Consider the following 25,215-nt stretch of genomic DNA (forward strand, 5'->3'; position numbering starts at 1 on the left):
TGGGCTGAACTGTCGCACCCGGCGCGGGTTCACATGTGATAACCCACTCTGCGAAGGACCCGCCCATGCTGCGTCGGCTCAAATTACTGGTGGCATTACTGACCCTGAGCCTGGTGCTCGCCGGTTGCAATCGCGTGGGCCTCGCCTATCGTAACCTGGACGTGATCATTCCCTGGACCCTCAATGACTACCTGGACATGAACGCCGGGCAGAAGAGCTGGTTCAACGACACACTCAAGGAACACCTGGCTTGGCACTGCACCACGCAATTGCCAGGCTATCTGGACTGGCTGGACCGCTTGCAACGGATGGCCGACGACAACCAGGTCACCGACGCCGCGCTACAAGCCCGTACCACCGAAGCCAAACTGGCCATCGACGAAGTCGCCCGTGAGATCACGCCGTCTGCCATCGAACTGCTCCAAGGCCTGGACGATCAGCAGGTCCAGGACATGAGCGCGGCCCTGGCCAAGGACTTGCGCAAGCGCCAGGACGAATACCTCAAGCCGCCCCTGGCCCAGCAGATCAAGGAGCGCGCCGAGCGCATGAACAAGCGCCTGGACGCCTGGATCGGCCCGCTCAGCGCCAGCCAGCAGAACCGTGTGACGGCCTGGTCCATCGCACTGGGCGAGCAGAACCAGGAATGGATCGGCAACCGCGCCCGCTGGCAGGCGCAATTTATCGATGCCGTGCAACAGCGCAAAAACGCCGATTTCCCGCAGAAAATGCAGCAGTTGCTGGTGGACCGCGAAAGCCTTTGGACCCCGCAATACCGCACCGCCTATGCTCAGACGGAAGCCGCGGCCCGCAGCCTGATTGTCGACGTGATGGCCGAAAGCACCGTGCAACAACGACAGAAGCTCACCCAGAAAATCGACAAGGTGCGCAGCGATTTCCAGGCGCTTAAGTGCCTGAAGAGCGTGCAGCCCTAGCGGGGAGCCAAGGTCCCCAGCCAGGCTACCAGCCCCAGGATCAAAACCGCCGCCCCAAACTCCAGGGTGATGCTGCGACGCAAGGCTTGACGTGCCGCTCGGTGGTCACCCGCCGCGAGGGAGCGCTGAAGCAGGGGCGTCAAGTGCGAGCGATTGAGCGCCGCCAGCCCCAACATCAAGCCGAAAGCCCCCAACTTCAAGCACAACAGGATTGCGTAGACACCGCCGGTGATGCCATCCAGGTTCGGCCCGACCACAAACAGATAATTCGCCACGCCCGTACCCATCAGTACCGCAACGAAGACCACACCAACACGCTCGAAGCCCGTCAATGCGTGTGCCAACACCGGCACCGCCTGCTCAGACGCACTCGCTAGCATCAGCCCGAACGCCGCCAATGCCCCGACCCAGCCCGCCGCAGCGAGCAGATGCGCACTGTCGCTTAGCAAATGCCACCCCCCCAACGAGCCCTCATGCATCACGCCATGCCCAGCCCACGCCAGCGTCACCAACGCGACACCGCCGAACAAAGTGGCCAATCGGGTACTGAGCACAACCAGCACCAGCGCCGCAATGCGCAACCACCAAGTCCAGCCCAGCTCGGTCTGCCAGAGCATCATCTGCAGGTGCATCCACAGTGTTGGCCAATTCTCGGCGCCACTCATGGCCTGGGTCATGGACAGCAGCGACGCCAACGACAGCAGCACCCCCAGCCCCACCAACCTCCGCAGCAACGGCTTCAGATTCAGCAACCTGCTGTCTGCATACAGGCCAAACAGCCCCAGGCCAAACACCAGCATCAAGTCCAGATACAGCGCGAAACGCAGTAACACCGCGACCAGTTCACTCATGGCTGGACGCTGAACACCACGTTGCCAAGGATCGGGTGCGTGTCGGACGATACGGCGCGCCAATCAACCCGATAGGTCCCGGTCGTCAGTGTGGAGGCCGGTTTGATCAACATCACCTTAGGATCGCTACTGGCCGCGACACTGGCCTTTACCGGCATCGGAGAATGGGGCATGCCGGGCATATCGGTCATGATCAGCTTGGCGCCGGAGAACTGCGTCAACAGGTTTTCTGAGAAACGCAATTCAATCACTGCCGGTGCCGCGCCCTGGGCACCGGAGTCTGGCGTGGACGACAACAACTTCGGATGGGCCGAGGCCCCCAGGCTGATGATCACACCGGCCGACAGCACAACGCCCGCCAGGGCGGTTTTAAACATCGACATGCAAGGCTCCAGGCCGCTCATGGCGGCGAGTTATAGGAAAAATAAAAACGTCAGAACCACAAGCGCATACCCACGACCCAGCGCACCTGGTTCGTGTCTTCGCCGTCATCTCGGGCGTATTGCGCGGTTTGGCCGTAGCTGCGATGCCATGTCACGCCCACATACGGCGCAAATTCGCGGCGTACTTCGTAACGCAGTCTCAGGCCTAACTCACTGTCCGACAGGCCCGAACCGACGCCGCGCTGCGGATCATTGCGTCCATACAAGTTGAGTTCGGCGGTGGGCTGCAGGATCAGCCGATTAGTCAGCAGGAAGTCGTAATCGCCCTCCAACCGCGCAGCGGTACGCCCAGACTCACCGACAAATACCGTGGCTTCGGCTTCAAAGTTGTAAAGAGCCATGCCCTGGGCGCCGAACGCCGCCCAGGTCTGGCCGTCCCCTGGTTTGAAGTCCTGGCGCACGCCGCCGACCACGTCCCACCAGGGACTGATGGCATGCCCCCACAACGCCTGGGCTTCGGCGCTTTCGGTGCGACCGGCACTGCGCTCGCCTTCACTGCGTAGCCATAGGCGATCGATATCACCACCGACCCACCCCTTAATATCCCAGTTCAGCGCGCCGTCGCCCTCGCCGCCCTGCCATTCCAACTGGTTGATCAGCAGCAGCGAGTTGATGCCATGGTCGTGGACACGGTGCCCACCGGGCGCGTTGTAGATCGCAGCACGATCAGCGTCAGTCAACACGGGAATCGGTGTGCGACTTTCGGTGAGCGCCGGTGTCGCTGGGCTCATGCCTTGGAACTCGTCGGCCTGCGCCAGCGGAGCAAACGCCAGCGCAAGCAAAACAGGTGAAATTCGACGGCTCATGCTTGCGTCCTCATTCATGCACGCGCACCTCACGGAACATGCCCATTTCCATGTGGTACAGCAGATGGCAGTGGTAGGCCCAACGCCCCAGCGCGTCGGCAGTCACTCGGTAGCTGCGCCGTGAGCCCGGGGGCATATCGATGGTGTGCTTGCGCACCTGGAACTGGCCGTTTTCATCTTCCAGATCACTCCACAGACCGTGCAAGTGAATGGGGTGACTCATCATCGTGTCGTTAACCAGCACCAGCCTGACCCGCTCTCCATAGGCCAGTTGCAACGGCTCGGCATCGGAGAACTTCACGCCATTGAAGGACCAGGCGAATTTCTCCATATGACCGGTGAGATGCAGTTCAATCGTGCGACTGGGATCGCGCCCGTCAGGGTCCTCAAAGGTGCTGCGCAGGTCGGCATAAGTCAGGACGCGCCGGCCGTTGTTGCGCAGGCCGATGCCGGGGTCGTCGAGCTTGGGCACCGGGCTCATGGCCTGCATATCCACCAGCGGGTTGTCTTGCTCGCTGGCAGGGTGGGCCTGCATCGACATGGCACTGTGATCCATGCCCGCCATATCCGGCATGTCCGCCATGGCACCGTGGTCCATGCCGCCCATGCCCATGTCGTCCATGGTGATCCAGGGTCGCGGATCCAGTGCCGGTACGGGGGCCGTCGCCCCGGTTTGTCTGGCAAGCGTGCCGCGGGCATAACCACTGCGGTCCATTGACTGGGCGAACAGCGTGTAGGCCTCGGCCGTCGGCTCGACTAATACATCGAAGGTCTCCGCCACGGCGATACGGAACTCGTCGACACCCACCGGCTGCACGGGCTGGCCATCGGCGGCTATCACGGTCATCTTCAGCCCCGGAATGCGCACATCGAAGTAGCTCATTGCCGAGCCGTTGATAAAGCGCAAACGGATTGTCTCGCCCGCCTGAAACACACCCGTCCAGTTGCGCTCCGGCGGCTGGCCGTTAAGCAGGTAGGTGTAGGTCTCGCCGCTGACATCGGCCAGGTCCGTGGGGTTCATCTTCATCTGCGCCCACATCAGGCGATCGGCAATCGTGGCCGACCAGCCTTGCTTGCCCACATCCCGCACGAAGTCGCCCATGGTGGGCTTGTGCAGGTTGTAGTAGTCGGACTGTTTCTTAAGGGTTTTCATCAAGGCGACAGGGTCTTCGTCGGTCCAGTCCGACAGCATCACCACGTAGTCGCGCTGGTAGGTGTAGGGCTCGGGCTCTCTCGGGTCGATCACCAGTGGGCCATACACGCCCTGCTGTTCCTGGAACCCGGAATGGCTGTGGTACCAGTAAGTGCCGTGCTGCTTGACCGTGAATTGGTAGACAAACACGCCCCCCGGCTCGATACCCTTGAAGCTCAAGCCCGGTACGCCGTCCATATTCGACGGCAGGAGAATGCCGTGCCAGTGGATCGACGTCGGTTCGGCCAAGCGGTTTTTCACGCGCAAGGTCACGGTGTCACCTTCGCGCCAGCGCAGCAGCAAGCCGGGCAGGCTGCCGTTGATCGTCAGCGCAGTGCGGTGGCGGCCGGTGAGGTTGACGGGGGTTTGGTCGATGAACAGATCAAACTCGGTGCCTGCCAGCACCGTGGGTTCGCCCGGACTGGTCACGGCCCAGACCGGGCTGCGCCAAAGGCCGAGCCCGCCCAGCAAGCCACCGGCAGCCAGGCCTTTGACGAAGGTACGTCGGGTAGTGTTGGAGTGCATGCCGATTCAATTCCATGAGTTGAATGGCAGCAGAGTAGGCAGGGCTGGCTGTCAGCCAGCTTAGCGACAGATTACCGATCTGACAGTTTCGCCCCGACGTTGCGACTGTGCCGAGGCGTGACGTCGATCAGGCGATCTGAGCCTTGGAAGCCACCTCGGCAAAGGTCGCCGGGTCCAGCGCATCGGGCTGCTCATCCAGCACTTGGCGCGGGTGGTCATTGCCAGGGATCGAACTGTCGATCAGCGCCAGCAACTGCGCGCCCAGCGGGGTCAGGATGAAATTCTCGCCATTGCCGCCCTCGTCTTCAGGGCGCGACTCGATAAAACCGCGCTTGAACAGCAGCGCTTCATAATCCGCAGCCGTCTTCTTGAGCGCGTCCAGATTGCCGGTGGACTCGCCCGCCGTGGCCTTCTCGGCCGCTTCCTGCTCGGCGTATTTGCGCGGGGCGAAACTGCCTTCGCCGTTCTGCACTTCGTGCAGCAGACGTTCGATCAGATCCCAGTTGTAAGTCGTCATCCTGATTTCTCCTGCGGGCGGATGGAAGGTAGCCCGTTAAAGGTGTGACCCGCCGCATCACTGGCCGTTCAGCCCAGGAGACGAGCGTCATTCCCGTGAACTTTCCGGGTATCGGCGACCTCCACTGAATATCCCTGCCAAGGAGGTCCACCCATGAAAACCCTGATGAACCTGACGCTCGCGGCCACATTGTTGGCCGCCCTGCCCGCCTGGGCCTGTACGCCGGACGAGGCCACGGCCAAGCGCGAGCAACTGGCCCAGGAAGTGGCCAAGCTGACCGAGCAGAACCCGACCAAGGCCAAGGAAATGAACGATGAACTGCAGAAGATGGACCTGGACACTGAAAGTGCGGAGTTCCCGGACAAGTGCCAGTTGATCGACGCTCGTCTGAAGGAACTCAAGGAAGCAGCGGCCAAGGCCAAAAACTGAAGGCATAAAAAAACCGGACAATTGTCCGGTTTTTTCACATCACTCAAGCCTTATTCGGCAGCCGGGGCTTCCGGCTTGCGGCGCTTGAGAGGCGCCATGCCGTCCTTGCTGACGAGCGACAGGTTGTCGGTCTTCGGCCGGTTGGCGATCTTGCGCTTGGTCGGCGACTTGGCGCCGGTTTTCTTCTTGTCACCCTTGGCGTCGGTCTTTTTCTTCTTCACGCCCACGGCCTTGCCCGACGCCTTGACCTTCTTCGGCCCGGTGTAGGTGCCTTTGACTTCCTTGATGGTGCGGCGCTCGAACGACTGCTTGAGGTAGCGCTCGATGCTCGACATCAGGTTCCAGTCGCCGTGGCAGATCAGCGAGATGGCCAGGCCATCGTTGCCGGCACGCCCGGTACGGCCGATACGGTGTACGTATTCGTCGCCGCTGCGGGGCATGTCGAAGTTGATCACCAGGTCCAGGCCGTCGACGTCCAGGCCGCGGGCGGCTACGTCGGTGGCTACCAGGATCTTCACGCCGCCAGCCTTGAGGCGGTCAATGGCCAGTTTGCGGTCCTTCTGGTCTTTCTCGCCGTGCAGCACGAATGCCTTGTATTCCTGGGCCACCAGGCGGCCGTAGATGCGGTCGGCGGCGGCGCGGGTGTTGGTGAACACGATGGCTTTCTGATAGGTCTCATTGGCCAGCAGCCAGTTGAGGATCTGCTCTTTGTGCACATTGTGATCGGCGGTGACGATCTGCTGGCGCGTGGTGGCGTTCAGGTCGCTGACGTTGTTGACCTGCAGGTGCTCAGGGTTGTTCAGCACCTTGGCGACCATCTCACGCAGGGTCGAACCGCCGGTGGTGGCGGAGAACAGCATGGTCTGCTGGCGATTGACGCACTCGCTCACCAGACGCTGGACGTCGTCGGCAAAGCCCATGTCGAGCATGCGGTCGGCTTCGTCCAGCACCAGCACTTCGACTTCCTTGAGGTCGAGGTTGCCGGCGTTGAGTTGCTCGATCATGCGGCCCGGGGTGCCGATCAGGATGTCCGGCACCTTGCGCAGCATGGCGGCCTGGACCTTGAAGTCTTCACCGCCGGTGATGATGCCGGACTTGATGAAGGTGAACTGCGAGAAGCGCTCGACTTCCTTCAGGGTCTGCTGAGCCAGCTCGCGGGTCGGCAGCAGGATCAGGGTCTTGATGCTCACACGAACCTTGGCCGGGCCGATCAGGCGGTTCAGCACAGGCAGGACGAAAGCGGCGGTCTTGCCGCTACCGGTTTGAGCTGTCACCCGCAGGTCACGCCCTTCGAGCGCGAGCGGGATGGCCGCTGCTTGCACCGGCGTAGGCTCGACAAATTTAAGCTCGGCCACGGCTTTGAGCAGGCGTTCGTGCAGGGCGAATTGGGAAAACACGGGTGCTACCTCGAAGAAATACAAAAATCAGCTGCATAGGTTACCGGTTTCGGGCGTCCAAACCGAGTTTCTTTACGCGAACAGTGCTAATCAGCCGCTTTTTTGTCAGGGCATTTGTCCATGTCATCAACTTTGTTGCACTTAAATGCTCTAATCGCCCCGTGTTGTCTTATAGAAGAATCGGTTTCACCCATGGATATCAAACAGCTCTGGCTCAACGTCCAAGACCTCTGGGGCGCCCTCGACGAACACCCGCTGCTGCATGCCAGCCTCGGCTTGCTGGTGTTGCTGGTAGTGGCCCTGTTGCTCGGACGAGTGGCACGTTACCTCATCCTCCACGCCGTCAAACTGCTCGGCCGGCAACCGGCGCTGCACTGGCTCAACGACCTGCGGCACAACAAGGTCTTCCATCGCCTGGCGCAGATGACGCCGTCCTTGGTGATTCAATTCGGCCTTTACCTGGTGCCCGACCTGAGCAAGACCGCCATCCTGTTCATCGGCAACGTGGCCCTGGCAATCACCATCCTGTTCCTGGTGCTGGCCACCAGCGCCCTGCTCAATGCCCTGCTGGATATCTACGCTCGCACCGAACACGCGCGCACCCGCTCGATCAAGGGCTACGTGCAGTTGGCGAAGATGGTGCTGTTCGTGTTTGGCGCGATCATCATCGTTGCCACCCTGATCGATCGCTCGCCACTGTTGCTGCTCTCGGGCCTTGGCGCCATGTCGGCGGTGATCCTGTTGGTGTACAAGGACACGCTGTTGTCGTTTGTCGCCAGCGTGCAACTGACCAGCAACGACATGCTGCGGGTCGGCGACTGGATCGAAATGCCCCAGGTCGGCGCCGATGGCGACGTGGTAGACATCACCCTGCACACGGTCAAGGTGCAGAACTTCGATAAGACCATCGTCTCCATCCCCACCTGGCGCCTGATGTCCGAGTCGTTCAAGAACTGGCGTGGCATGCAGGCTTCCGGCGGACGACGGATCAAACGCAGCCTGTTCATCGACGCCAGTGGCGTGCGCTTTTTGCGCGACGACGAAGAGCTGCGCATGACCCAGGTGCACCTGCTGACTGACTACATCGGGCGCAAGCAGGCCGAGCTCAAGGCCTGGAACGAAGCCCAGGGCCACAGCGCGCAACTGTCGGCCAACCGCCGGCGCATGACCAACCTCGGCACCTTCCGCGCCTACGCCCTGGCGTACTTGAAGAGCCACCCGGACATCCAGCCGAACATGACCTGCATGGTGCGCCAGATGCAAACCACCGCCCAAGGCGTGCCGCTGGAGATCTACTGCTTTACCCGCACCACGGCGTGGGCGGATTACGAGCGTATCCAGGGGGATATTTTTGACTATCTGCTGGCGGTATTGCCGGAGTTTGGCTTGAGCCTGTATCAGCAGCCGAGTGGGAATGATTTGCGTGCGGGGGTGTTGCCGGCGGTGTTGGGGGCCAGTCATTTGCCGGCCATCGAACAGCATTCAAGTTAACAGTGCTTACCGGCTTGCTCCTGCAAGGGCGTCAGCGTGGCGCTGGCGCCTTGCGTACACCCAACCGACTCATCCACACCGCCGCCAAAATCACCAACCCGCCCAAGGCCAACCGCCCTAGCGGTTCGTGCTGGTTCCAGATCAGCAAGTTGAGCAGCAAGCCCACCGGTACATGTAAGTTGTTCATAACCGCCAGGGTGCCGCCCTGCACCAGGCAGGCGCCCTTGTTCCACCAGTACATGCCCAGCGCAGTACTGACCAACCCAAGGAACACCAGCACGCCCCATTGCAGCGGCGCATCGGGCAGGAAGTTGGCCTTGCCGAACAGCAGGAACGCCGGCAGTACCACCAACAAAGCACCCAGGTAGAAGTAGCCAAAGCGCCGGTAATGCGGCAGATCGCTCGGATAGCGCGCCACCAAGTGCTTGTACATCACCTGCCCGGCGGCGTAGGTGAAGTTGGCCAACTGCAGCAGCAGGAAGCCGCCGAGAAAGTGCGGGGTGATCTGGTCGAAGCGAATCACCGCTGCGCCCGCCACTGCCACCAACGCGGCGATCAATGCCCAAGGGTTAAAGCGACGGTTGAGGGCGTCTTCGATCAGGGTCACGTGCAACGGCGTGAGGATGGTGAACAGCAGCACCTCCGGCACCGTGAGCACGCGAAAGCTCAGGTACAGGCACACGTAGGTCACCCCGAACTGCAGCGCGCCAATCACCAGCATGCCACGCATGAAGGCCGGCTCCACCGAGCGCCAGCGGGTCAGCGGGATGAAGATCAACCCAGCCAGCACCACGCGCACCAGCACGGCGAAGTAGCTGTCGACGTGACCGGCGAGGTATTCGCCGATCAAGCTGAAGGAAAATGCCTGAATCAGGGTGACAACCAGTAAGTAGCCCATGCGCGCCTCGTTTCGAATGGGCGGGACATTAAAGGTTTTCGGCGGTTGAAGAAACTCGGGGCAAAAAAAACCCGACCTCGCTAAAGCGGCAGTCGGGCAGGAGCACTCAGGAGCAGAAAGTGCAAAGGGAGGTCTGTTACGCGTACTTGAAGGGTTTGCGTGGCACTAGATAACCATCGCGGGATTATCTGACGATTAACGGATCAGGCGACCTGGGCCAGCAGCGCTTTGGCATGGTTGATGCCTTTCTCCTGGAAGTCACCACTGAGGTTCACCCCTTCGGCGTGGATGAAGGTGACGTCGTGAATCCCGATAAAGGCCATGACCTGGCGCAGGTAAGGTTCCTGGTGATCGGAGCTGGCACCGGTATGGATGCCGCCGCGCGCCGTGAGCACGATGGCACGTTTGCCGGTCAGCAGGCCCTGTGGCCCGGTGGCGGTGTATTTGAAGGTCACACCTGCGCGCAGCACGTGATCCAGCCAGGCTTTAAGGGTGCTGGGGATGGCGAAGTTGTACATCGGTGCGGCCATCACCAGAACGTCGGCGGCCAGCAGTTCGCGGGTCAACTCATCGGAGCGGTCCAGGGACGCCTGCTCGCTGTCGTTGCGTTGATCCGCGGGCTTCATCCAGCCGCCGAGCAGGTTGGCGTCCAAGTGTGGGACCGGGTTGAGGGCCACGTCACGCACAGTGATCTGATCAGCCGGATGGGCGGCCTGCCATTGGCTGATGAATTGCTGGGTCAGTTGGCGGGAAATCGAATCCTGCTGGCGGGCGCTGCTTTCGATGATCAGAACATTGGACATGGCGTTGTAGGCTCCATCAGAAGTTGCTGTAAGGCGATGGAGTGAAGATTAAACATAGCCAATTCGATTAAAAAGCGCAAAAAACTGCTATAACCCATCTATAAATTTGTTTATAAGCGGAGCATGCTCCGCTGCTCGGTCACTTCGGCGCACACGACAGGGCGATCCGCATCTTGATAATGGCGCGGTTGAACCTGACCGTGGTGTTGGTGCTTTTGCCCGCCGGCACCGTGACCGTACGGCGACGCGGCGATTCCGGGCCGTTGGTGAAGATTACCGAGCAGACCGCGTCTTGCTTGCCGTAGTTATTGAGTTGAATCGAACTGATATCGCCGTCCACGTCGGAGGCGGTGTAATCGATGCTGACGCCGTCGATCTTTTTGGTCACGTCGATGGGGTAGGCAAATGCGCTCAGCGGCAGCAGTGCCAGCAACACATAACAGAATTTTCTCATTCGGCAGTCTCCAATAAGGACTGTCAGCTTAGGACAAGAGGAACCCATCTTGAAAGCGCCCCGCGTTACCCTCGATCAATGGCGCACGCTGCAAGCCGTGGTCGACCATGGCGGCTTCGCCCAGGCGGCTGAAGCGCTGCACCGTTCGCAGTCTTCGGTGAGCTACACCGTGGCCCGCATGCAAGACCAACTGGGTGTGCCGCTGCTGCGCATCGACGGGCGCAAAGCGGTACTCACCGACGCCGGTGAAGTGCTGTTGCGCCGTTCCCGGCAACTGGTGAAAAACGCCAGCCAGTTGGAAGACCTCGCGCACCATATGGAACAAGGTTGGGAAGCCGAGGTGCGGCTGGTGGTGGATGCGGCCTATCCGAACGCACGCCTGGTGCGCGCGCTCACCGCGTTCATGCCGCAGAGCCGGGGTTGCCGTGTGCGCCTGCGTGAAGAGGTACTGTCGGGTGTCGAAGAGTTGCTGATGGAAGGCGTAGCCGACCTGGCGATTTCCGGTTTCAGCATCCCGGGTTACCTGGGCACGGAAATGAGCGATGTGGAATTTGTCGCCGTGGCACACCCCGAGCATTCCTTGCACCGTTTGAATCGCGAGCTGAGCTTTCAGGACCTGGAAAGCCAGATGCAAGTGGTGATCCGCGATTCCGGCCGTCAGCAACCCCGGGATGTGGGTTGGCTCGGCGCCGAGCAACGCTGGACCGTCGGCAGCCTGGCCACCGCCGCCGCCTTCGTGGGCAGCGGCCTGGGTTTTGCGTGGCTGCCCCGACACATGATCGAACGCGAACTCGCCGAAGGCGTGCTCAAGCAACTCCCCTTGGAACAGGGCGGCAGCCGTCACCCCACGTTCTTCCTGTACTCAAACAAGGACAAACCCCTGGGGCCCGCCACGCAGATCCTTGTGGAACTGCTGCGCACCTTTGACACCGCCCCGCTGGACGCGCCTTTCGCCGCCCCTCAGCAAGCCTGAAACGGAGTTCATGCATGGCCTGGTTCGACCACGAAGGATGCAGCCTGCACTATGAGGAATACGGCCACGGTACGCCGCTGATCCTGATCCACGGCCTGGGCTCCAGCAGCCAGGATTGGGAGCTGCAGATTCCAGTGTTGGCCAGGCATTACCGCCTGATCGTGGTGGATGTACGGGGTCACGGACGCTCGGACAAACCGCGAGAACGCTACAGCATTCAGGGCTTCACCTTGGATTTGCTGGCGCTGATCGAACACTTGGACCTGCCAGCCGCCCACGTGGTGGGCTTGTCCATGGGCGGCATGATCGCATTCCAACTGGCGGTGGATGAACCCGCACAGGTCAAGAGCCTGTGCATCGTCAACAGCGCACCGGAGGTGAAGGTGCGCAGTGCCGATGACTACTGGCAATGGGCTAAACGTTGGAGCCTGGCACGTGTATTCAGCCTGGCCACCATTGGTAAGGCGCTGGGCGACCGCTTGTTTCCCAAGCCGCAGCAGGCCGACCTGCGCCGCAAGATGGCCGAACGCTGGGCAAAAAACGACAAACGTGCTTATCTCGCCAGCTTCGATGCAATCGTGGGCTGGGGCGTGCAGGAACGACTTTCCAGAATCACCTGTCCAACCCTGGTCATCAGCGCCGACCATGACTACACCCCTGTGGCGCAGAAAGAAAACTATGTAAAACTGCTACCCAATGCGCGACTGGTGGTGATCGAGGATTCCCGCCATGCCACGCCCTTGGACCAACCCGAAGTCTTTAACGCAACCTTGCTCGATTTTCTAAAGACAGTCGAAACCACTACCCAGGATCACTGACCCATGCTGAAAAAAATCGCCTTCTTTGCCGGTTCTGTTCTGTTCGCCGCCAACCTGATGGCCGCCGAGCCAGCCAAGGCGCCCCACGTATTGATCACCACCACCAATGGCGACATCGAGATCGAACTGGACCCGGTCAAAGCGCCGATCAGCACCAAGAACTTCCTGGCCTATGTCGACAGCGGCTTCTACACCAACACGATCTTCCACCGCGTAATCCCAGGTTTCATGGTCCAGGGCGGTGGTTTCACCCAGGCAATGACCCAAAAGCCAACCAAGGACCCGATCAAGAACGAAGCCAGCAACGGCCTGCATAACGTACGTGGCACCCTGTCCATGGCGCGCACCAATGACCCGAACTCGGCCACCAGCCAATTCTTCATCAACGTCGCCGACAATGCCTTCCTCGACCCGGGTCGTGATGCCGGTTACGCCGTATTCGCCAAGGTGGTCAAGGGCATGGACGTGGTTGATGTGATCGTCAATTCGCAGACCACTACCAAGCAGGGCATGCAGAACGTGCCAATCGATCCTGTGTACATCAAGTCGGCCAAGCGCATCGACTGAGGTAGCAGGTAGTTCCGCGCGCAGCCCACAAGGCCGCGCGCGCATTTGAAAGGAGAGCCCGCCACGCGGGTCATACCTAATGCTCTATCGTCGTTTTGAACAACTGATCGATATTTTCCGCGACGCCCCCAGCGCCGCCCCGCCCGACAAAGTCCTGCCTTTCTACCTCTACTACCTGCGCCAGGTGTGGCCGCACTTCGCCGCCTTGCTGGTGGTGGGCCTGATCGGTGCACTGATCGAAGTCGCGCTGTTCAGCTACCTGAGTCGCATCATCGACCTGGCCCAGGGCACGCCGCCCGCAGACTTCTTCCAGGTTCACAGCACCGAGCTGATCTGGATGGCCGTGGTCGCCTTGCTGCTGCGCCCGATCTTCGGCGCCCTGCATGACCTGCTGGTGCACCAGACCATCAGCCCCGGCATGACCAGCCTGATCCGCTGGCAGAACCACAGTTACGTGCTCAAGCAGAGCCTGAATTTTTTCCAGAACGATTTCGCCGGGCGTATTGCCCAGCGCATCATGCAAACCGGCAACTCCCTGCGCGACTCTGCGGTGGCGGCGGTGGATGCGATCTGGCACGTAGTGATCTACGCCATCAGTTCCCTGGTGCTGTTTGCCGAAGCCGACTGGCGTCTGATGATCCCGCTGGTGACCTGGATCATTTGCTACGGCCTGGCGCTGCGCTACTTCGTGCCACGGGTGAAGGAGCGCTCGGTGATTTCTTCCGAAGCGCGCTCCAAATTGATGGGCCGCATCGTCGACGGCTACACCAACATCACCACCTTGAAGTTATTCGCCCATACCCGTTATGAGCAGGAATACGCCAAGGAAGCGATCATCGAGCAGACCGAAAAAACCCAGCTGGCCAGCCGCGTGGTGACCAGCATGGACATCGTGATCACCACCATGAACGGCCTGCTGATCGTCACCACCACCGGCCTGGCGCTATGGTTGTGGACGCAGTCGCTGATCTCGGTGGGCGCGATTGCACTGGCCACCGGTTTGGTGATCCGTATCGTCAACATGTCCGGCTGGATCATGTGGGTGGTCAACGGCATTTTCGAAAACATCGGCCAAGTGCAGGACGGCCTGAAGACCATCGCCCAACCGCTGGCCGTGATCGACCGCGACAATGCCCCGCGCCTGAGCGTGCCCCATGGCGAAGTGCGCTTCGAGCAGGTGGATTTCCACTATGGCAAGAAGAGCGGGATCATTGGCGGCCTCAACCTTGAGATCAAGGCCGGTGAAAAGATCGGCCTGATCGGCCCGTCCGGTGCGGGCAAGTCGACCCTGGTCAACCTGCTGCTGCGCCTCTACGACCTGCAAGGTGGGCGCATCCTGATCGACGGCCAGAACATCGCCGATGTCGCCCAGGAAAGTTTGCGCGAACAGATCGGCATGATCACCCAGGACACGTCGCTGCTGCACCGCTCGATCCGCGACAACTTGCTGTACGGCAAACCGGACGCCACCGATGAAGAACTCTGGGCCGCCGTGCACAAGGCGCGCGCCGATGAGTTCATCCCGCTGCTGTCGGACTCCGAGGGCCGCACCGGACTGGACGCGCATGTCGGTGAGCGCGGGGTAAAACTCTCCGGCGGCCAACGCCAACGTATCGCCATTGCCCGCGTGCTGCTCAAGGACGCGCCCATCCTGATCATGGACGAAGCCACCTCCGCGCTGGACTCGGAAGTGGAAGCCGCCATTCAGGAGAGTCTGGAAACCCTGATGCAGGGCAAGACGGTGATCGCAATTGCACACCGGTTGTCGACCATTGCGCGAATGGATCGCCTGGTGGTGCTGGAGAAAGGCCAGATTGCCGAGAGCGGCAGCCACGCCGAATTGCTCGCCCATGGCGGGCTGTATGCGCGGTTGTGGCAGCATCAGACGGGTGGGTTTGTCGGTATCGACTGACAATTCCGAGCTTATACACAATCAAAAATGTGGGAGCGGGCTTGCTCGCGAATGCGTTGGATCAGTCAAGACATCCAGTGACTGACACTCCGCATTCGCGAGCAAGCTCGCTCCCACATTCGCTCAGCGCCAGGCTTGCGAACTCATCGGCCCCTGGCGCTTTTTCATGCTCTGGATTTGTGCCGCAACCGTGCTGTAATCAGTGCAGTGCCCAGACGGGCGCTGAAGTAAATCTGCAGGGAGCATCACTGATTTACAGATCCGGTAGAGCGATCTATCAAGGACGGGTTGCATGTCTTTGTTCAAGCGTTCAATCACAGAGGGGTTAGGTACGTTTTGGTTGGTGTTGGGCGGTTGCGGGAGTGCGGTGTTGGCCGCAGCGTTTCCTGCAGTCGGGATCGGGTTGTTGGGTGTGTCCCTGGCATTCGGGCTCACGGTGCTGACCATGGCGTTCGCCATCGGGCATATCAGCGGTTGTCACCTCAACCCGGCGGTGTCGGTAGGGCTGGTCGTGGGCGGACGGTTTCCGGCCAGGGAACTGCCGGCGTACATCGTGGCGCAGGTGGTCGGCGGTACGATCGCCGCTGCGCTGCTGTATTTCATTGCCAGTGGTAAACCGGGGTTCGAACTGGCGTCGGGCCTGGCGTCCAACGGCTATGGCGAGCACTCGCCCGGCGGTTATTCGATGGTGGCGGGGTTTGTCTGTGAGCTGGTAATGACCGCCATGTTCGTGGTGATCATCCTCGGCGCCACCGACCGCCGTGCCCCGCCGGGCCTTGCGCCCATCGCCATCGGCCTGGCGCTGACACTCATCCACTTGATCTCCATTCCCGTGACCAACACCTCGGTCAACCCGGCCCGCAGTACCGGTCCGGCCCTGATCGTCGGCGGGTGGGCGATCCAGCAATTGTGGATGTTCTGGCTCGCGCCGATCCTGGGCGCGGTAATCGGTGGTGTCACCTACCGCTGGCTGGGCAAGGAGGAACCGACCTAGCCCCCTCTGCAGGAGCGAGCGTGCTCACGAAAAACGTCAAGGATAACGCGGGCGGTCTGGTTTTACGTGGGGTCTTGGTTCTTCGCGAGCAAGCACGCTCCTACAGCGGGACCCGAGCGTTACACCTGCCGATAAGGCAGGGCCGTCCTCGCCTCCTCGGCATACGCCACGATCCCCATCCGCTCACGCTCGAGGAAATCCTCCACGGCATTCTTCAAACCCGGATGGCGCAGGTAGTGCCATGACCGTGTAATCACCGGCTCAAACCCGCGAATCAACTTGTGCTCACCCTGTGCCCCCGCGTCGAAGCGTTGCAGGCCGTGGGCAATGGCGTAGTCCATACCTTGATAGAAACAGGTTTCGAAATGCAGGCGGTCGAACTCCGCCAGGCAGCCCCAGTAGCGACCGTAGAAACTGTTGCCGCCGATCAGGCTGAAGGCCATGGCCACCGGGCGTGCGCCTTGTTTGGCCAGTACCACGCGGATCGCTTCGGGCATGCGCTCGGCCAGCAGGCTGAAGAACGCGCGAGTCAGGTAGGGCGATTGCCGGCGGATAGCGTAGGTGTTGGCGTAGCAGGCGTAGACAAAATCCCACTGCGCCTCGCTCAGTTCGTGGCCGCGCAACCACTCGAAGTCGATGCCCTGCCCCGCCACTTGTTCGCGCTCTTTGCGCATCTGTTTGCGCTTGCGCGAACTCAGCGCATCGAGAAAGTCCTGGAAGTCGCGGTAACCCCGGTTCTGCCAGTGAAACTGACAGCCCAGGCGCTGCAGCCAGCCCGGATGTTGGGCCAGCGCGGCGTCGGCCAGCTCGTCAGTGAAGTTGATGTGAGCACTGGAGAGGCCTTCAATTTCCAGGTAACCCGGCAGGCTTTTCAGCAGTTCGAAACCCTCGTCTGCACTCGCCGCCAGCAGGCGTGGCCCACTGACCGGACTGAAAGGCACGGCAGTCAGCAACTTAGGGTAGTACTCAATGCCAGCCCGCTCGCAGGCATCCGCCCAACCGTGATCAAACACATATTCGCCGTAGGAATGCCACTTGCGGTAACTGGGCAGCGCCGCCACCAGCCGATCGCCCTCCCAATGCAACAAATGCTCCGGCTGCCAACCCGATTGCGGGCCCAGGCTGGCGCTGTCTTCCAATGCGCTCAGGAACGCGTGCCGCACGAACGGCTGGGCCTGTGGCACCAGTGCATCCCAGGTTTGCGGGGCGATTTCGGACAGGCTGTCCAGGCGTTGCAACGGCATCGGCATCCTCACTGGTTTGGGGCGTGAAAGCCTGGCGAGTATCGCTGATTGCCGGCCTTGGCACACCCCCGTTTCGCGCGACAAGGCACTAAACCAATAGTTCCGAACATGAAAAATTTGTCATCTAGATGACATCACTTCGCCACTGCTCCGTCATAAACGATCGTGATACTGACGCCTGTTTTTAGAGCGCCTGGTTCTACCCGGCGGCTATTTTTCCGTCCGTCATCGGTCGGTTGTGTCCTGGATGGTTAGCCATCCCTCCTCACTTTCGGAGATTGATATGCGTCTTGCTTCCACTAAAACTGCGGCGGTTCTGTGCGGCGGCCTGTTACTGGCCCTGAGCGTTCCAGCCAGCGCTGCAGTCGACGCTAAATTGCTCGACATGCTCAAGGCCAACGGCCAGATCACCGCAGCGCAGTACACCGAACTGCAAAGCGAACTGGCCAAAGACCAGAAAGAACAGCAGATCGCACGGCAAGCTCAACAAGAGACCAACGAACAGATCGCGGCCACCGCGAAGAAAACCAACGAGCTGAGCAGCTTCGACCAGAAGCTGGCCTGGGCGGCCAAGACTCAGTTCAAGGGTGACGTACGTTTCCGCCAGGAAACCGTGAAAATCCAGGGCGAATCCAACAATGGCGGCCGCGACAAGGACCGTCAACGCATCCGTGCCCGCCTGGGCGCCTACACCGAGATCAACTCGCAAGTCGACACGGGCATCCGCATTGCCACCGGCAGCAGCGACGATGCTCGTTCGACCAACCAGGACCAGGACAACTACTTCGACAAGAAGTCGATCTGGCTGGACCTCGGCTACATCGACTATCACCCGGACCAGATCAAGAACCTGCACGTGATCGGCGGCAAAATGCTGCAACCGTGGGTGAGCATGGGCGACGTCATCTGGGATAGCGACATCAACCCCGAAGGCCTGGCCCTGACTTACAAATACCCACTGGGCAGCAGTGCCGAGCTGTTCGGCAGCCTCGGTAACTACAACCTCAAGGACAACGTCGACGGCGACGGCGTGCAATTCCGCCACGACCTGCGCCTGACCTCTGGCCAGTTGGGGACGCGCTTTTCGGTCACCGACAACCTGAAAATGACCCTGGGCGGCAGCGTCTACGCCTACCAGAACGACAAGGACAGCCGTTGCACAACCACCACCACGCCTTGCGCACTGGCGGTCAACGGTAACTCGGCCGACAACCAGTTCCGTTTGTATGAAGGTTTTGCCCAAGCCGACATCGGCGGCCTGGCAGTACCGCTGGCGTTCTACGGCCAGTACGTGAAAAACAACGATGCCGTGACCGACCAGGACACCGCCTGGCTGATCGGCGCCAAGTCCAAGGTGTTCGGTTTCAACCTGGACTACAACTACCGCGACATTCAACGTAATGCCGTGGTGGGTGCCTTCACCGACTCGGACTTCGCCAACGGCACCACCGGTTCGCGCGGGCATAAGATGAAGGTCAGCTACGACATCGACAAGAACTTCGCTCTCGGTGCCACCTACTTCCTGACCAAGGCCGACTACGCCAGCCGCACCCAGCGTGATGCGAACACCAACACCCTGCAGCTCGATGCAGAAGCCAAGTTCTAACGCTCAGTGTTGAAAACCTTGGGCCAGGACGGCCCGAGGTGGCAGAACCCGTCTTGCGTGGGTGGATCGCTCCCCATCATCCGTTCGCTCTACCCACGCGAGCCTGCTTATTCCCCGTCTTTGTGATGCTTGAGCCGCTCGTCAGCCAGACGCTGCGCCAAGGCCTCCACACCCTCTACCGGCTCATCCGGCATGATCTTCAGCGTCGCCTGCATCAGGCGCATCTGGCGGATAAACCGGCGACAGTTCGGGCAGAACATCAAGTGATGACGCACCAGCAGACGCTCGCGAAAGGTCAATTGCCCATCGAGATAGTCACTGGAACGTGCCACTTGTTCTTTACAGGTTAACATTCGCCCGTTTCCTCAAAATGCTCCACCGTGGCGAAGACTTTAAGCCGCGCTCGATGCAACAGCACACGGACATTGGAGAGCGACAGCGTCAGAAGATTACAAATCTCTTCCAACTCCAGCCCCTGGCGCTCACGCAACACCAGCACGCTGCTTTGCAACTCAGACAAGCTCAGCAACGTATGCTCCAGGCATTTGCGCAGTTCATCCTCGGTCAGCAGGGCTTCCGGGGTGTCCTGGTGCCAGGCGTAGGGGGCAACGGCCCAGTGACCATCATCGGGGGAGAAACGGTCATCACCAAGGGTACCGTGGGGCGAAGGCAGGTCGTCGAGCAACACTTCGCGACGATTCTGCTTGTAGCGCCCCTTGGCGGCGTTGGCGGTGATGGTCAGCAGCCAGGTCTTGAGGCTGGAACGCCCTTGGAACTTGGCCAGGTTGCGCACCACCGACAGCCAGGCGTCCTGCACGACTTCGTCGGCGTGACGCTGGCCGACGATGGCGTAGGCCACCGCCCGCATGGCGCTTTGGTAGGTGGTGACCAGTTCCTTGTAGGCCCGCTGCTCACCCTTGAGCAGCCGTTCAAGCAGGTGCGCGTCGTCCGCTGCTGCCATTCAAGACCTCGATTGTCTTAGCGTTTGCGCAGGATCACGCTACCGATTGAATAGCCCGCGCCAAACGAGCTGAGCACCGCCACGGAGCCCTTGGGCAAATCATCCTGATAGGTGTGGAAGGCGATCACCGAGCCCGCCGAACTGGTATTGGCGTAAGTATCGAGGATCACCGGCGCTTCTTCCACCGAGGCTTCGCGGCCCAGCAGTTTCTTCACGATCAGGTGGTTCATGCTCAGGTTGGCCTGGTGCAGCCAGAAGCGCTTCACATCGGCCACGTTCAGCTGGTTTTCTTCCAAATGCACACCGATCAGCTCGGCCACCATCGGGCACACGTCGCGGAACACCTTGCGGCCTTCCTGCACGAACAGCTTGTCCGGCGCGCCGATGCCTTCTTCCGCGGCGCGGTTGAGGAAGCCGAAGTTGTTGCGGATGTTATTGGAGAACTTGGTCAGCAGCTTGGTGCTCACCACGTCGAACTGATGCTCGGAAGTCGCCAGGTCGGCGCGCTCCAGCACCACGGCCGTGGCCGCGTCACCAAAGATGAAGTGGCTGTCGCGGTCGCGGAAATTCAGGTGGCCGGTGCAGACTTCCGGGTTGACCATCAAGATCGCCCGCGCCTGGCCCAGCTGGATGCTGTTGGCCGCGTTCTGGATGCCGAAGGTGGCCGAGGAACACGCCACGTTCATGTCAAAACCAAAACCTTCGATACCCAGGGCCTCCTGGACTTCAATGGCGATGGCCGGGTAGGCACGTTGCAAGTTGGAGCAGGCGACGATCACCCCGTCGATGTCGGCGGCGGTCTTGCCCGCGCGTTGCAGGGCTTGTTCGGCGGCGCCGACGGCCATCTGGCAGAGCACCGACCATTCGTCGTTGCTGCGCTCGGGAAGGCGTGGGGCCATGCGCTGCGGGTCGAGAATGCCGTCCTTGTCCATCACAAAGCGGCTCTTGATGCCCGAGGCTTTTTCGATGAAGGCTGCGCTGGATTCAGTCAGCGGCTGCACGTCACCGCGCTCGATGGCGGCGGCGTTGTCGCTGTTGAACTGATGCACGTAGGCATTGAAAGACTGCACCAGCTCTTCGTTGGAGATGCTGTTGGCCGGGGTGTACAGGCCAGTGCCGCTGATGACGACGTTATGCACGGTCGTTCCTCTAAATCTGTCAGGCAGAAGATATTGGTACCGTCGTACCAAACTATAAGTAGTTCGATCCCGCCCAGCGGACATCAAACTGGCATCGCTTTATTCCATCGCGTCGCAGCCCTTCACGACGATCCCGGCATTTATAACCGCGAAGTTTGCCACAAACCCAGGGTTTTGGCGCCATATCCCCAATAAACACTGCATTCACCGAAGCACCCTAAAACGAGTGTGGGGGCGGGCTTGCTCCCACATTGGACCTGCGTCGTCCTTGAGACCGGGAACGATCTCAGGCCTCCACCAAACTCCACTGTTTACTCAGGCGCTTATCGGAAATCGGCACTTTGGTGCCCAATTGCTGAGCAAACAACGACACCCGGTATTCCTCCAACCACCAGCGATAGAGCTCCAGCTGAGGATCGCGCTTGCCTTCCTGGGCATGCTTTTTCAGACGGTTTTCGTAGTGCGTCCACAAGCCGGCCAGTTCGCCGCTCCACACCCGGTCCTTTTGCACCTGGCTCGACAGTTTCTCCAGGCGCAACTCGATGGCCTTGAGGTAACGCGGCAACTCCTTGAACCAGTGCGCCGGGGTTTCCCGCACGAAACCTGGGTACACCAGGTGGCTCAGTTGCTGCTTGATGTCGTTCAGCGCCACGGCTTGGGCGAGGTCGATCTTGCCTTTGAAGCGTTTTTGCAGGCCGTGCCACAGTTTCAGCACATCCAGGGTCAAGCGCGCCAGGCGCTCGGCGTGTTCGGTCCAACTGCCGCGCTTGCGCTCGGCCAAGGCAGCCAGACCGGCACCATCACGCGGCAGGTTGGTTTCGCCTTCGAGTACGCAGGTGTCGAGGCTGGCCAGCAGGATGTCTTCTACCAACGCATCGATGCGGCCCAGCTCGCGGTACATCAGGCCCAGCTCAGTCAAGCCCGGCAATTTGCCGCGCAGGAATTTTGCCGGTTCTGCCAACTGCTGCATCAGCAGGCGTTGCAAGGCGCGGCGATGTTGGAATTCAGCTTCGGCAGCGGTGGAGAAGCGCCCCTCTTTGACCGTGCCGCCTTCTTCCACCAACGCCGGATACACCGTCATCGACAGCCCGGCGATCTTCTGCTGGGTCTTTTCCGCCACCGCCGCAAACACTTTGGCTTCAACCGGCTGTTGGCTTTTCGCGGTTTGCGGCACTGCCAGCGCGGCCTGGCTGGCCTCGGCAAAGCGCGCGGTCAGTTCGGCCAGGTCGCGGCCTTCACCCAGGAACTTGCCCTGGCCGTCGACCACTTCCAGGTTCATCTTCAGGTGGCTTTCCACCTGCTGCGCGGCTTCGGCCCAGGCTTCATCGCTGACCCGCGCACCCGTCATGCGCAGCAACTCGCGCCCCAGCGCCTGGGGCAACGAACCCTGGCCGAACTCGATGCGTTGCAGCGCGGCCTTGACGAAGTCCGGCACCGGCACGAAGTTTTTGCGCAGGGCCTTGGGCAGGTTGCGCACCAGGGCAATGCACTTGGCTTCGATCACCCCCGGCACCAGCCACTCCAGACGCTCGGGTGGCAAGGCCGGCAGCAACGGTGCCGGCACGCGCAAGGTCACGCCGTCACGCGGGTGGTTGGGCTCGAAGTGGTAACTCAACGCCAGTTCGAGGTCGCCCAGGTGCAGGGTGTCCGGATAATGCGCGGCGGTGACTTCACTGGCTTCGCGGGCCAGCACGTCCTCTTCGCGCATGATCAGCAGTTGGGGGTCTTTCTGGCTGTTGATTTTGTACCAGCTGTCGAAGGTCGCAGTCTGGTGGATCTCCGCCGGCAACCGCGCGTCGTAGAAGGCATACAGGGTTTCTTCATCCGCCAGAATGTCACGACGGCGCGCCTTGGCTTCCAACTCGTCGAGCTGTTCCAGCAGTTGCTGGTTGGCCGTGAGGCACTTGGCCCGCGACTGGATCTCGCCACGCACCAGGCCCTCGCGGATAAACAGCTCGCGGGACACCACCGGGTCAATCGGACCGTAATGCACCGGGCGACGCCCGACCACAATCAGCCCGAACAGCGTGATCTGCTCAAAGGCCACGACCTGCCCACGCTTCTTCTCCCAATGGGGTTCGAAGTGGTTTTTCTTGATCAGGTGACCAGCCAGCGGCTCGATCCAGTCGGCGTCGATCTTGGCGACCATGCGCGCATACAGCTTGGTGGTTTCCACCAGTTCGGCGGTCATCAGCCATTGCGGGCGCTTTTTGCCGATGCCCGACGACGGGTGAATCCAGAAGCGGCGCTGACGCGCGCCGAGGTAATCGCCGTCTTCGGTTTTCTGGCCGATCTGGCTGAGCAGCCCGGACAACACCGCCTTGTGCAGTTTCGGGAAGTCCGCCGGTTCTTTGTTGACCGTCAGCTGCATGTCGCGGCAGATCAGGCTCAACTGACGATGGGAATCGCGCCACTCGCGCAAACGCAGGTAGTTGAGGAAGTTCTTGCGGCACCAGTTGCGCAGCGGGCTGGCGGTGAGTTCCTGGCGCTGCTCTTCAAAGCCGCGCCATAGATTGACCAACCCGGCAAAGTCCGAATCCGGATCTTTCCACTGTGCGTGAGCCTGATCCGCGGCTTGCTGGCGTTCCGGCGGACGCTCGCGCGGGTCCTGGATCGACATGGCGCTGGCGACGATCAGTACTTCCTGCAAGCTGCCGAGCTTGGCGGCTTCCAGCAGCATGCGGCCCATGCGCGGGTCCACCGGCAGGCGTGCCAATTGGCGACCCAGTGGCGTGAGCTGGCTGTTGCGGTCCACCGCCGACAGCTCTTGCAGCAGGTTGAAGCCGTCGCTGATGGCCTTGCCGTCCGGCGGTTCGATAAACGGGAAATCGGTGATCTCGCCGAGGCGCAGGTGCAGCATCTGCAGGATCACTGCGGCGAGGTTGGTGCGCAGGATTTCGGGATCGGTAAACTCCGGACGCCCGATAAAATCCTCTTCGCTGTACAAGCGCACGCAAATGCCGGGCTCGACCCGGCCGCAACGGCCTTTACGCTGGTTGGCGCTGGCCTGGGAGATCGCCTCGATCGGCAGACGCTGCACCTTGGCGCGGTAGCTGTAACGGCTGATGCGCGCGGTGCCGCTGTCAATCACATAACGAATGCCCGGCACGGTCAGGGAGGTTTCCGCAACGTTGGTCGCCAGCACCACGCGACGCCCCGGGTGGGATTGGAAGATGCGCTGCTGTTCGGCTGGCGACAGGCGCGCATACAACGGCAGGATTTCGGTGTGCTTGAGCTGGGCCTTGCGCAGCATCTCGGCAGCGTCACGAATCTCACGCTCTCCCGGCAGGAACACCAGCACATCGCCGGGGCTGCGCCGTTCGCTGCGCTCATAGGCGGCGATTTCATCCAGGGTGGCGAGGATCGCCTGGTCAACGGTCAAGTCGTCCTCGACGCGGTTGCCTTCTTCATCCTGTTCCAAGGTCAGCGGGCGATACCAGGTGTCTACCGGGAAAGTACGGCCCGACACCTCGACAATCGGCGCATCGTCGAAATGCTTGGAGAAGCGCTCCAGGTCGATGGTCGCCGAGGTGATGATGACCTTCAGGTCCGGGCGACGCGGCAGCAGGGTTTTCAGGTAGCCCAGCAAGAAGTCGATGTTCAGGCTGCGTTCGTGGGCTTCGTCGACAATGATCGTGTCGTAGCGTTCCAGGTAGCGATCGTTCTGGGTTTCCGCCAGCAGGATGCCGTCGGTCATCAGCTTGATCAGGGTGTTGGAGTCACTCTGGTCTTCGAAGCGCACCTGATAGCCGACCAGCGCGCCCAAGGGCGTGGCCAGCTCTTCGGCGACGCGGCTGGCCACGCTACGCGCGGCAATCCGGCGTGGCTGGGTGTGACCGATCAGGCCGAACTGGCCACGCCCGATTTCCAGGCAGATCTTCGGTAACTGGGTGGTTTTACCCGAACCGGTCTCGCCAGCAATGATCAGCACCTGGTGCTTGTTCAGCGCCTCTTTGATTTCATCGCGCTTGGCCGCGATCGGCAGGCTGTCGTCATAACGGATCACCGGCAGGCTGGCACGCCGCGCCGTGACCTGGGCGCAGGACGCCTGCATGCGCGCAACCCACTGCGCCAACTTTTCCTCGTCGGGCTTCTTGCGCAGCTCAAGCAGCTGCCGCCGCAAGCGGTGGCGGTCGGCGAGCATGGCGTGGTCGAGGTTGTTCAGCAATTGGTCGATAGCGGGCGCTTGATCAGTCATCAGGTACGTATAGGTCGTCTATTTATGCAGGGGGCGGATTGTCGCAGAAAACCGCCAAAGCGCGC

23 protein-coding genes are annotated in these 25,215 nt (G+C 61.0%); 9 read left to right on the plus strand and 14 right to left on the minus strand.

The window, feature by feature from the left end; all coding sequences use genetic code 11:
* The first annotated feature begins 65 nt into the window (after window positions 1-65).
* On the plus strand, window positions 66-932 hold the full coding sequence (locus PF1751_RS20230) for a DUF6279 family lipoprotein (protein WP_044287629.1): 867 nt from the start codon (window positions 66-68) through the stop codon (window positions 930-932).
* Here the strand turns inward: PF1751_RS20230 and copD are convergent.
* The 5 genes from copD to PF1751_RS20255 all read right to left on the minus strand — a co-directional run bounded on the left by copD (window position 929) and on the right by PF1751_RS20255 (window position 5,266).
* A complete protein-coding gene (gene copD / locus PF1751_RS20235) occupies window positions 929-1,783 on the minus strand; it encodes a copper homeostasis membrane protein CopD (RefSeq protein WP_044287630.1) in 855 nt (284 codons plus the stop codon). The genes PF1751_RS20230 and copD overlap by 4 nt on opposite strands.
* Complete coding sequence (gene copC / locus PF1751_RS20240; RefSeq protein ID WP_010208629.1) at window positions 1,780-2,166, minus strand: copper homeostasis periplasmic binding protein CopC; 387 nt, start codon at window positions 2,164-2,166, stop codon at window positions 1,780-1,782. The genes copD and copC overlap by 4 nt, the downstream gene beginning before the upstream one ends.
* A gap of 50 nt (window positions 2,167-2,216) precedes the next feature.
* On the minus strand, window positions 2,217-3,032 hold the full coding sequence (locus tag PF1751_RS20245) for a copper resistance protein B (protein ID WP_044287631.1): 816 nt from the start codon (window positions 3,030-3,032) through the stop codon (window positions 2,217-2,219).
* 10 nt (window positions 3,033-3,042) lie between these two features.
* On the minus strand, window positions 3,043-4,749 hold the full coding sequence (locus PF1751_RS20250) for a copper resistance system multicopper oxidase (protein WP_044287632.1): 1,707 nt from the start codon (window positions 4,747-4,749) through the stop codon (window positions 3,043-3,045).
* A 127-nt stretch (window positions 4,750-4,876) separates the two neighbouring features.
* Entirely contained in the window at window positions 4,877-5,266 is a 390-nt protein-coding gene (locus PF1751_RS20255; RefSeq protein WP_010208626.1) for a hypothetical protein, read from the minus strand.
* A gap of 153 nt (window positions 5,267-5,419) precedes the next feature.
* Here PF1751_RS20255 and PF1751_RS20260 point away from each other — a divergent pair, with 153 nt between their 5' ends.
* Window positions 5,420-5,695, plus strand: a complete 276-nt coding sequence (locus PF1751_RS20260) for a hypothetical protein (protein WP_010208625.1) — start codon at window positions 5,420-5,422, stop codon at window positions 5,693-5,695.
* A gap of 50 nt (window positions 5,696-5,745) precedes the next feature.
* On the opposite strand, the gene PF1751_RS20265 is transcribed toward PF1751_RS20260, so the two are convergent.
* Window positions 5,746-7,092, minus strand: coding sequence for a DEAD/DEAH box helicase (locus PF1751_RS20265; RefSeq protein WP_010208624.1), 1,347 nt, complete (start codon window positions 7,090-7,092; stop codon window positions 5,746-5,748).
* 192 nt (window positions 7,093-7,284) lie between these two features.
* Between PF1751_RS20265 and PF1751_RS20270 the strand changes: the two genes are divergently transcribed.
* Entirely contained in the window at window positions 7,285-8,583 is a 1,299-nt protein-coding gene (locus PF1751_RS20270) for a mechanosensitive ion channel family protein (protein ID WP_021490884.1), read from the plus strand.
* Window positions 8,584-8,614: 31 nt separating this feature from the next.
* On the opposite strand, the gene PF1751_RS20275 is transcribed toward PF1751_RS20270, so the two are convergent.
* The 3 genes from PF1751_RS20275 to PF1751_RS20285 form a co-directional block, all read right to left on the minus strand.
* Window positions 8,615-9,481 carry a carboxylate/amino acid/amine transporter gene (locus PF1751_RS20275; RefSeq protein ID WP_010208622.1) on the minus strand — a complete coding sequence of 289 codons (867 nt, stop codon included), beginning with the start codon at window positions 9,479-9,481 and terminating at the stop codon, window positions 8,615-8,617.
* Between the two features lie 203 nt (window positions 9,482-9,684).
* Window positions 9,685-10,284: an FMN-dependent NADH-azoreductase gene (locus tag PF1751_RS20280; RefSeq protein ID WP_010208620.1), complete on the minus strand. Its 600-nt coding sequence runs from the start codon at window positions 10,282-10,284 to the stop codon at window positions 9,685-9,687.
* Window positions 10,285-10,423: 139 nt separating this feature from the next.
* Complete coding sequence (locus PF1751_RS20285) at window positions 10,424-10,738, minus strand: hypothetical protein (protein WP_044287634.1); 315 nt, start codon at window positions 10,736-10,738, stop codon at window positions 10,424-10,426.
* 49 nt (window positions 10,739-10,787) lie between these two features.
* Here PF1751_RS20285 and PF1751_RS20290 point away from each other — a divergent pair, with 49 nt between their 5' ends.
* The 5 genes from PF1751_RS20290 to aqpZ all read left to right on the plus strand — a co-directional run bounded on the left by PF1751_RS20290 (window position 10,788) and on the right by aqpZ (window position 16,002).
* Entirely contained in the window at window positions 10,788-11,711 is a 924-nt protein-coding gene (locus tag PF1751_RS20290; protein ID WP_010208617.1) for a PA3225 family LysR-type transcriptional regulator, read from the plus strand.
* A gap of 14 nt (window positions 11,712-11,725) precedes the next feature.
* Window positions 11,726-12,529 carry an alpha/beta fold hydrolase gene (locus PF1751_RS20295; RefSeq protein WP_042571888.1) on the plus strand — a complete coding sequence of 268 codons (804 nt, stop codon included), beginning with the start codon at window positions 11,726-11,728 and terminating at the stop codon, window positions 12,527-12,529.
* A 3-nt stretch (window positions 12,530-12,532) separates the two neighbouring features.
* Entirely contained in the window at window positions 12,533-13,096 is a 564-nt protein-coding gene (locus PF1751_RS20300) for a peptidylprolyl isomerase A (RefSeq protein WP_010208614.1), read from the plus strand.
* A 79-nt stretch (window positions 13,097-13,175) separates the two neighbouring features.
* Complete coding sequence (locus tag PF1751_RS20305) at window positions 13,176-15,008, plus strand: ABC transporter ATP-binding protein (RefSeq protein WP_044287635.1); 1,833 nt, start codon at window positions 13,176-13,178, stop codon at window positions 15,006-15,008.
* 292 nt (window positions 15,009-15,300) lie between these two features.
* Window positions 15,301-16,002, plus strand: a complete 702-nt coding sequence (aqpZ, locus tag PF1751_RS20310) for an aquaporin Z (RefSeq protein WP_044287636.1) — start codon at window positions 15,301-15,303, stop codon at window positions 16,000-16,002.
* Window positions 16,003-16,121: 119 nt separating this feature from the next.
* On the opposite strand, the gene PF1751_RS20315 is transcribed toward aqpZ, so the two are convergent.
* Window positions 16,122-17,246 (minus strand): GNAT family N-acetyltransferase, encoded by a 1,125-nt coding sequence (locus tag PF1751_RS20315; RefSeq protein ID WP_044287638.1) that lies wholly within the window; start codon window positions 17,244-17,246, stop codon window positions 16,122-16,124.
* Window positions 17,247-17,529: 283 nt separating this feature from the next.
* Here PF1751_RS20315 and PF1751_RS20320 point away from each other — a divergent pair, with 283 nt between their 5' ends.
* On the plus strand, window positions 17,530-18,852 hold the full coding sequence (locus PF1751_RS20320; protein ID WP_010208610.1) for a putative porin: 1,323 nt from the start codon (window positions 17,530-17,532) through the stop codon (window positions 18,850-18,852).
* A gap of 107 nt (window positions 18,853-18,959) precedes the next feature.
* On the opposite strand, the gene PF1751_RS20325 is transcribed toward PF1751_RS20320, so the two are convergent.
* From PF1751_RS20325 to hrpA, 4 genes are all read right to left on the minus strand, one after another.
* The gene (locus PF1751_RS20325) at window positions 18,960-19,205 is read right to left on the minus strand and encodes an anti-sigma factor family protein (RefSeq protein ID WP_010208608.1); all 246 of its coding nucleotides are present in this window, start codon (window positions 19,203-19,205) and stop codon (window positions 18,960-18,962) included.
* Window positions 19,199-19,813 carry an RNA polymerase sigma factor gene (locus tag PF1751_RS20330; protein ID WP_044287640.1) on the minus strand — a complete coding sequence of 205 codons (615 nt, stop codon included), beginning with the start codon at window positions 19,811-19,813 and terminating at the stop codon, window positions 19,199-19,201. Before PF1751_RS20330 ends, PF1751_RS20325 begins: the two co-directional genes overlap by 7 nt.
* 17 nt (window positions 19,814-19,830) lie before the next feature.
* On the minus strand, window positions 19,831-20,952 hold the full coding sequence (locus tag PF1751_RS20335; protein ID WP_010208605.1) for a beta-ketoacyl-ACP synthase III: 1,122 nt from the start codon (window positions 20,950-20,952) through the stop codon (window positions 19,831-19,833).
* 286 nt (window positions 20,953-21,238) lie between these two features.
* On the minus strand, window positions 21,239-25,150 hold the full coding sequence (gene hrpA, locus PF1751_RS20340) for an ATP-dependent RNA helicase HrpA (RefSeq protein WP_044287642.1): 3,912 nt from the start codon (window positions 25,148-25,150) through the stop codon (window positions 21,239-21,241).
* Between the last annotated feature and the right edge of the window lie 65 nt (window positions 25,151-25,215).

The organism is Pseudomonas simiae (assembly GCF_000934565.1).
Lineage (GTDB): Bacteria > Pseudomonadota > Gammaproteobacteria > Pseudomonadales > Pseudomonadaceae > Aquipseudomonas > Aquipseudomonas simiae.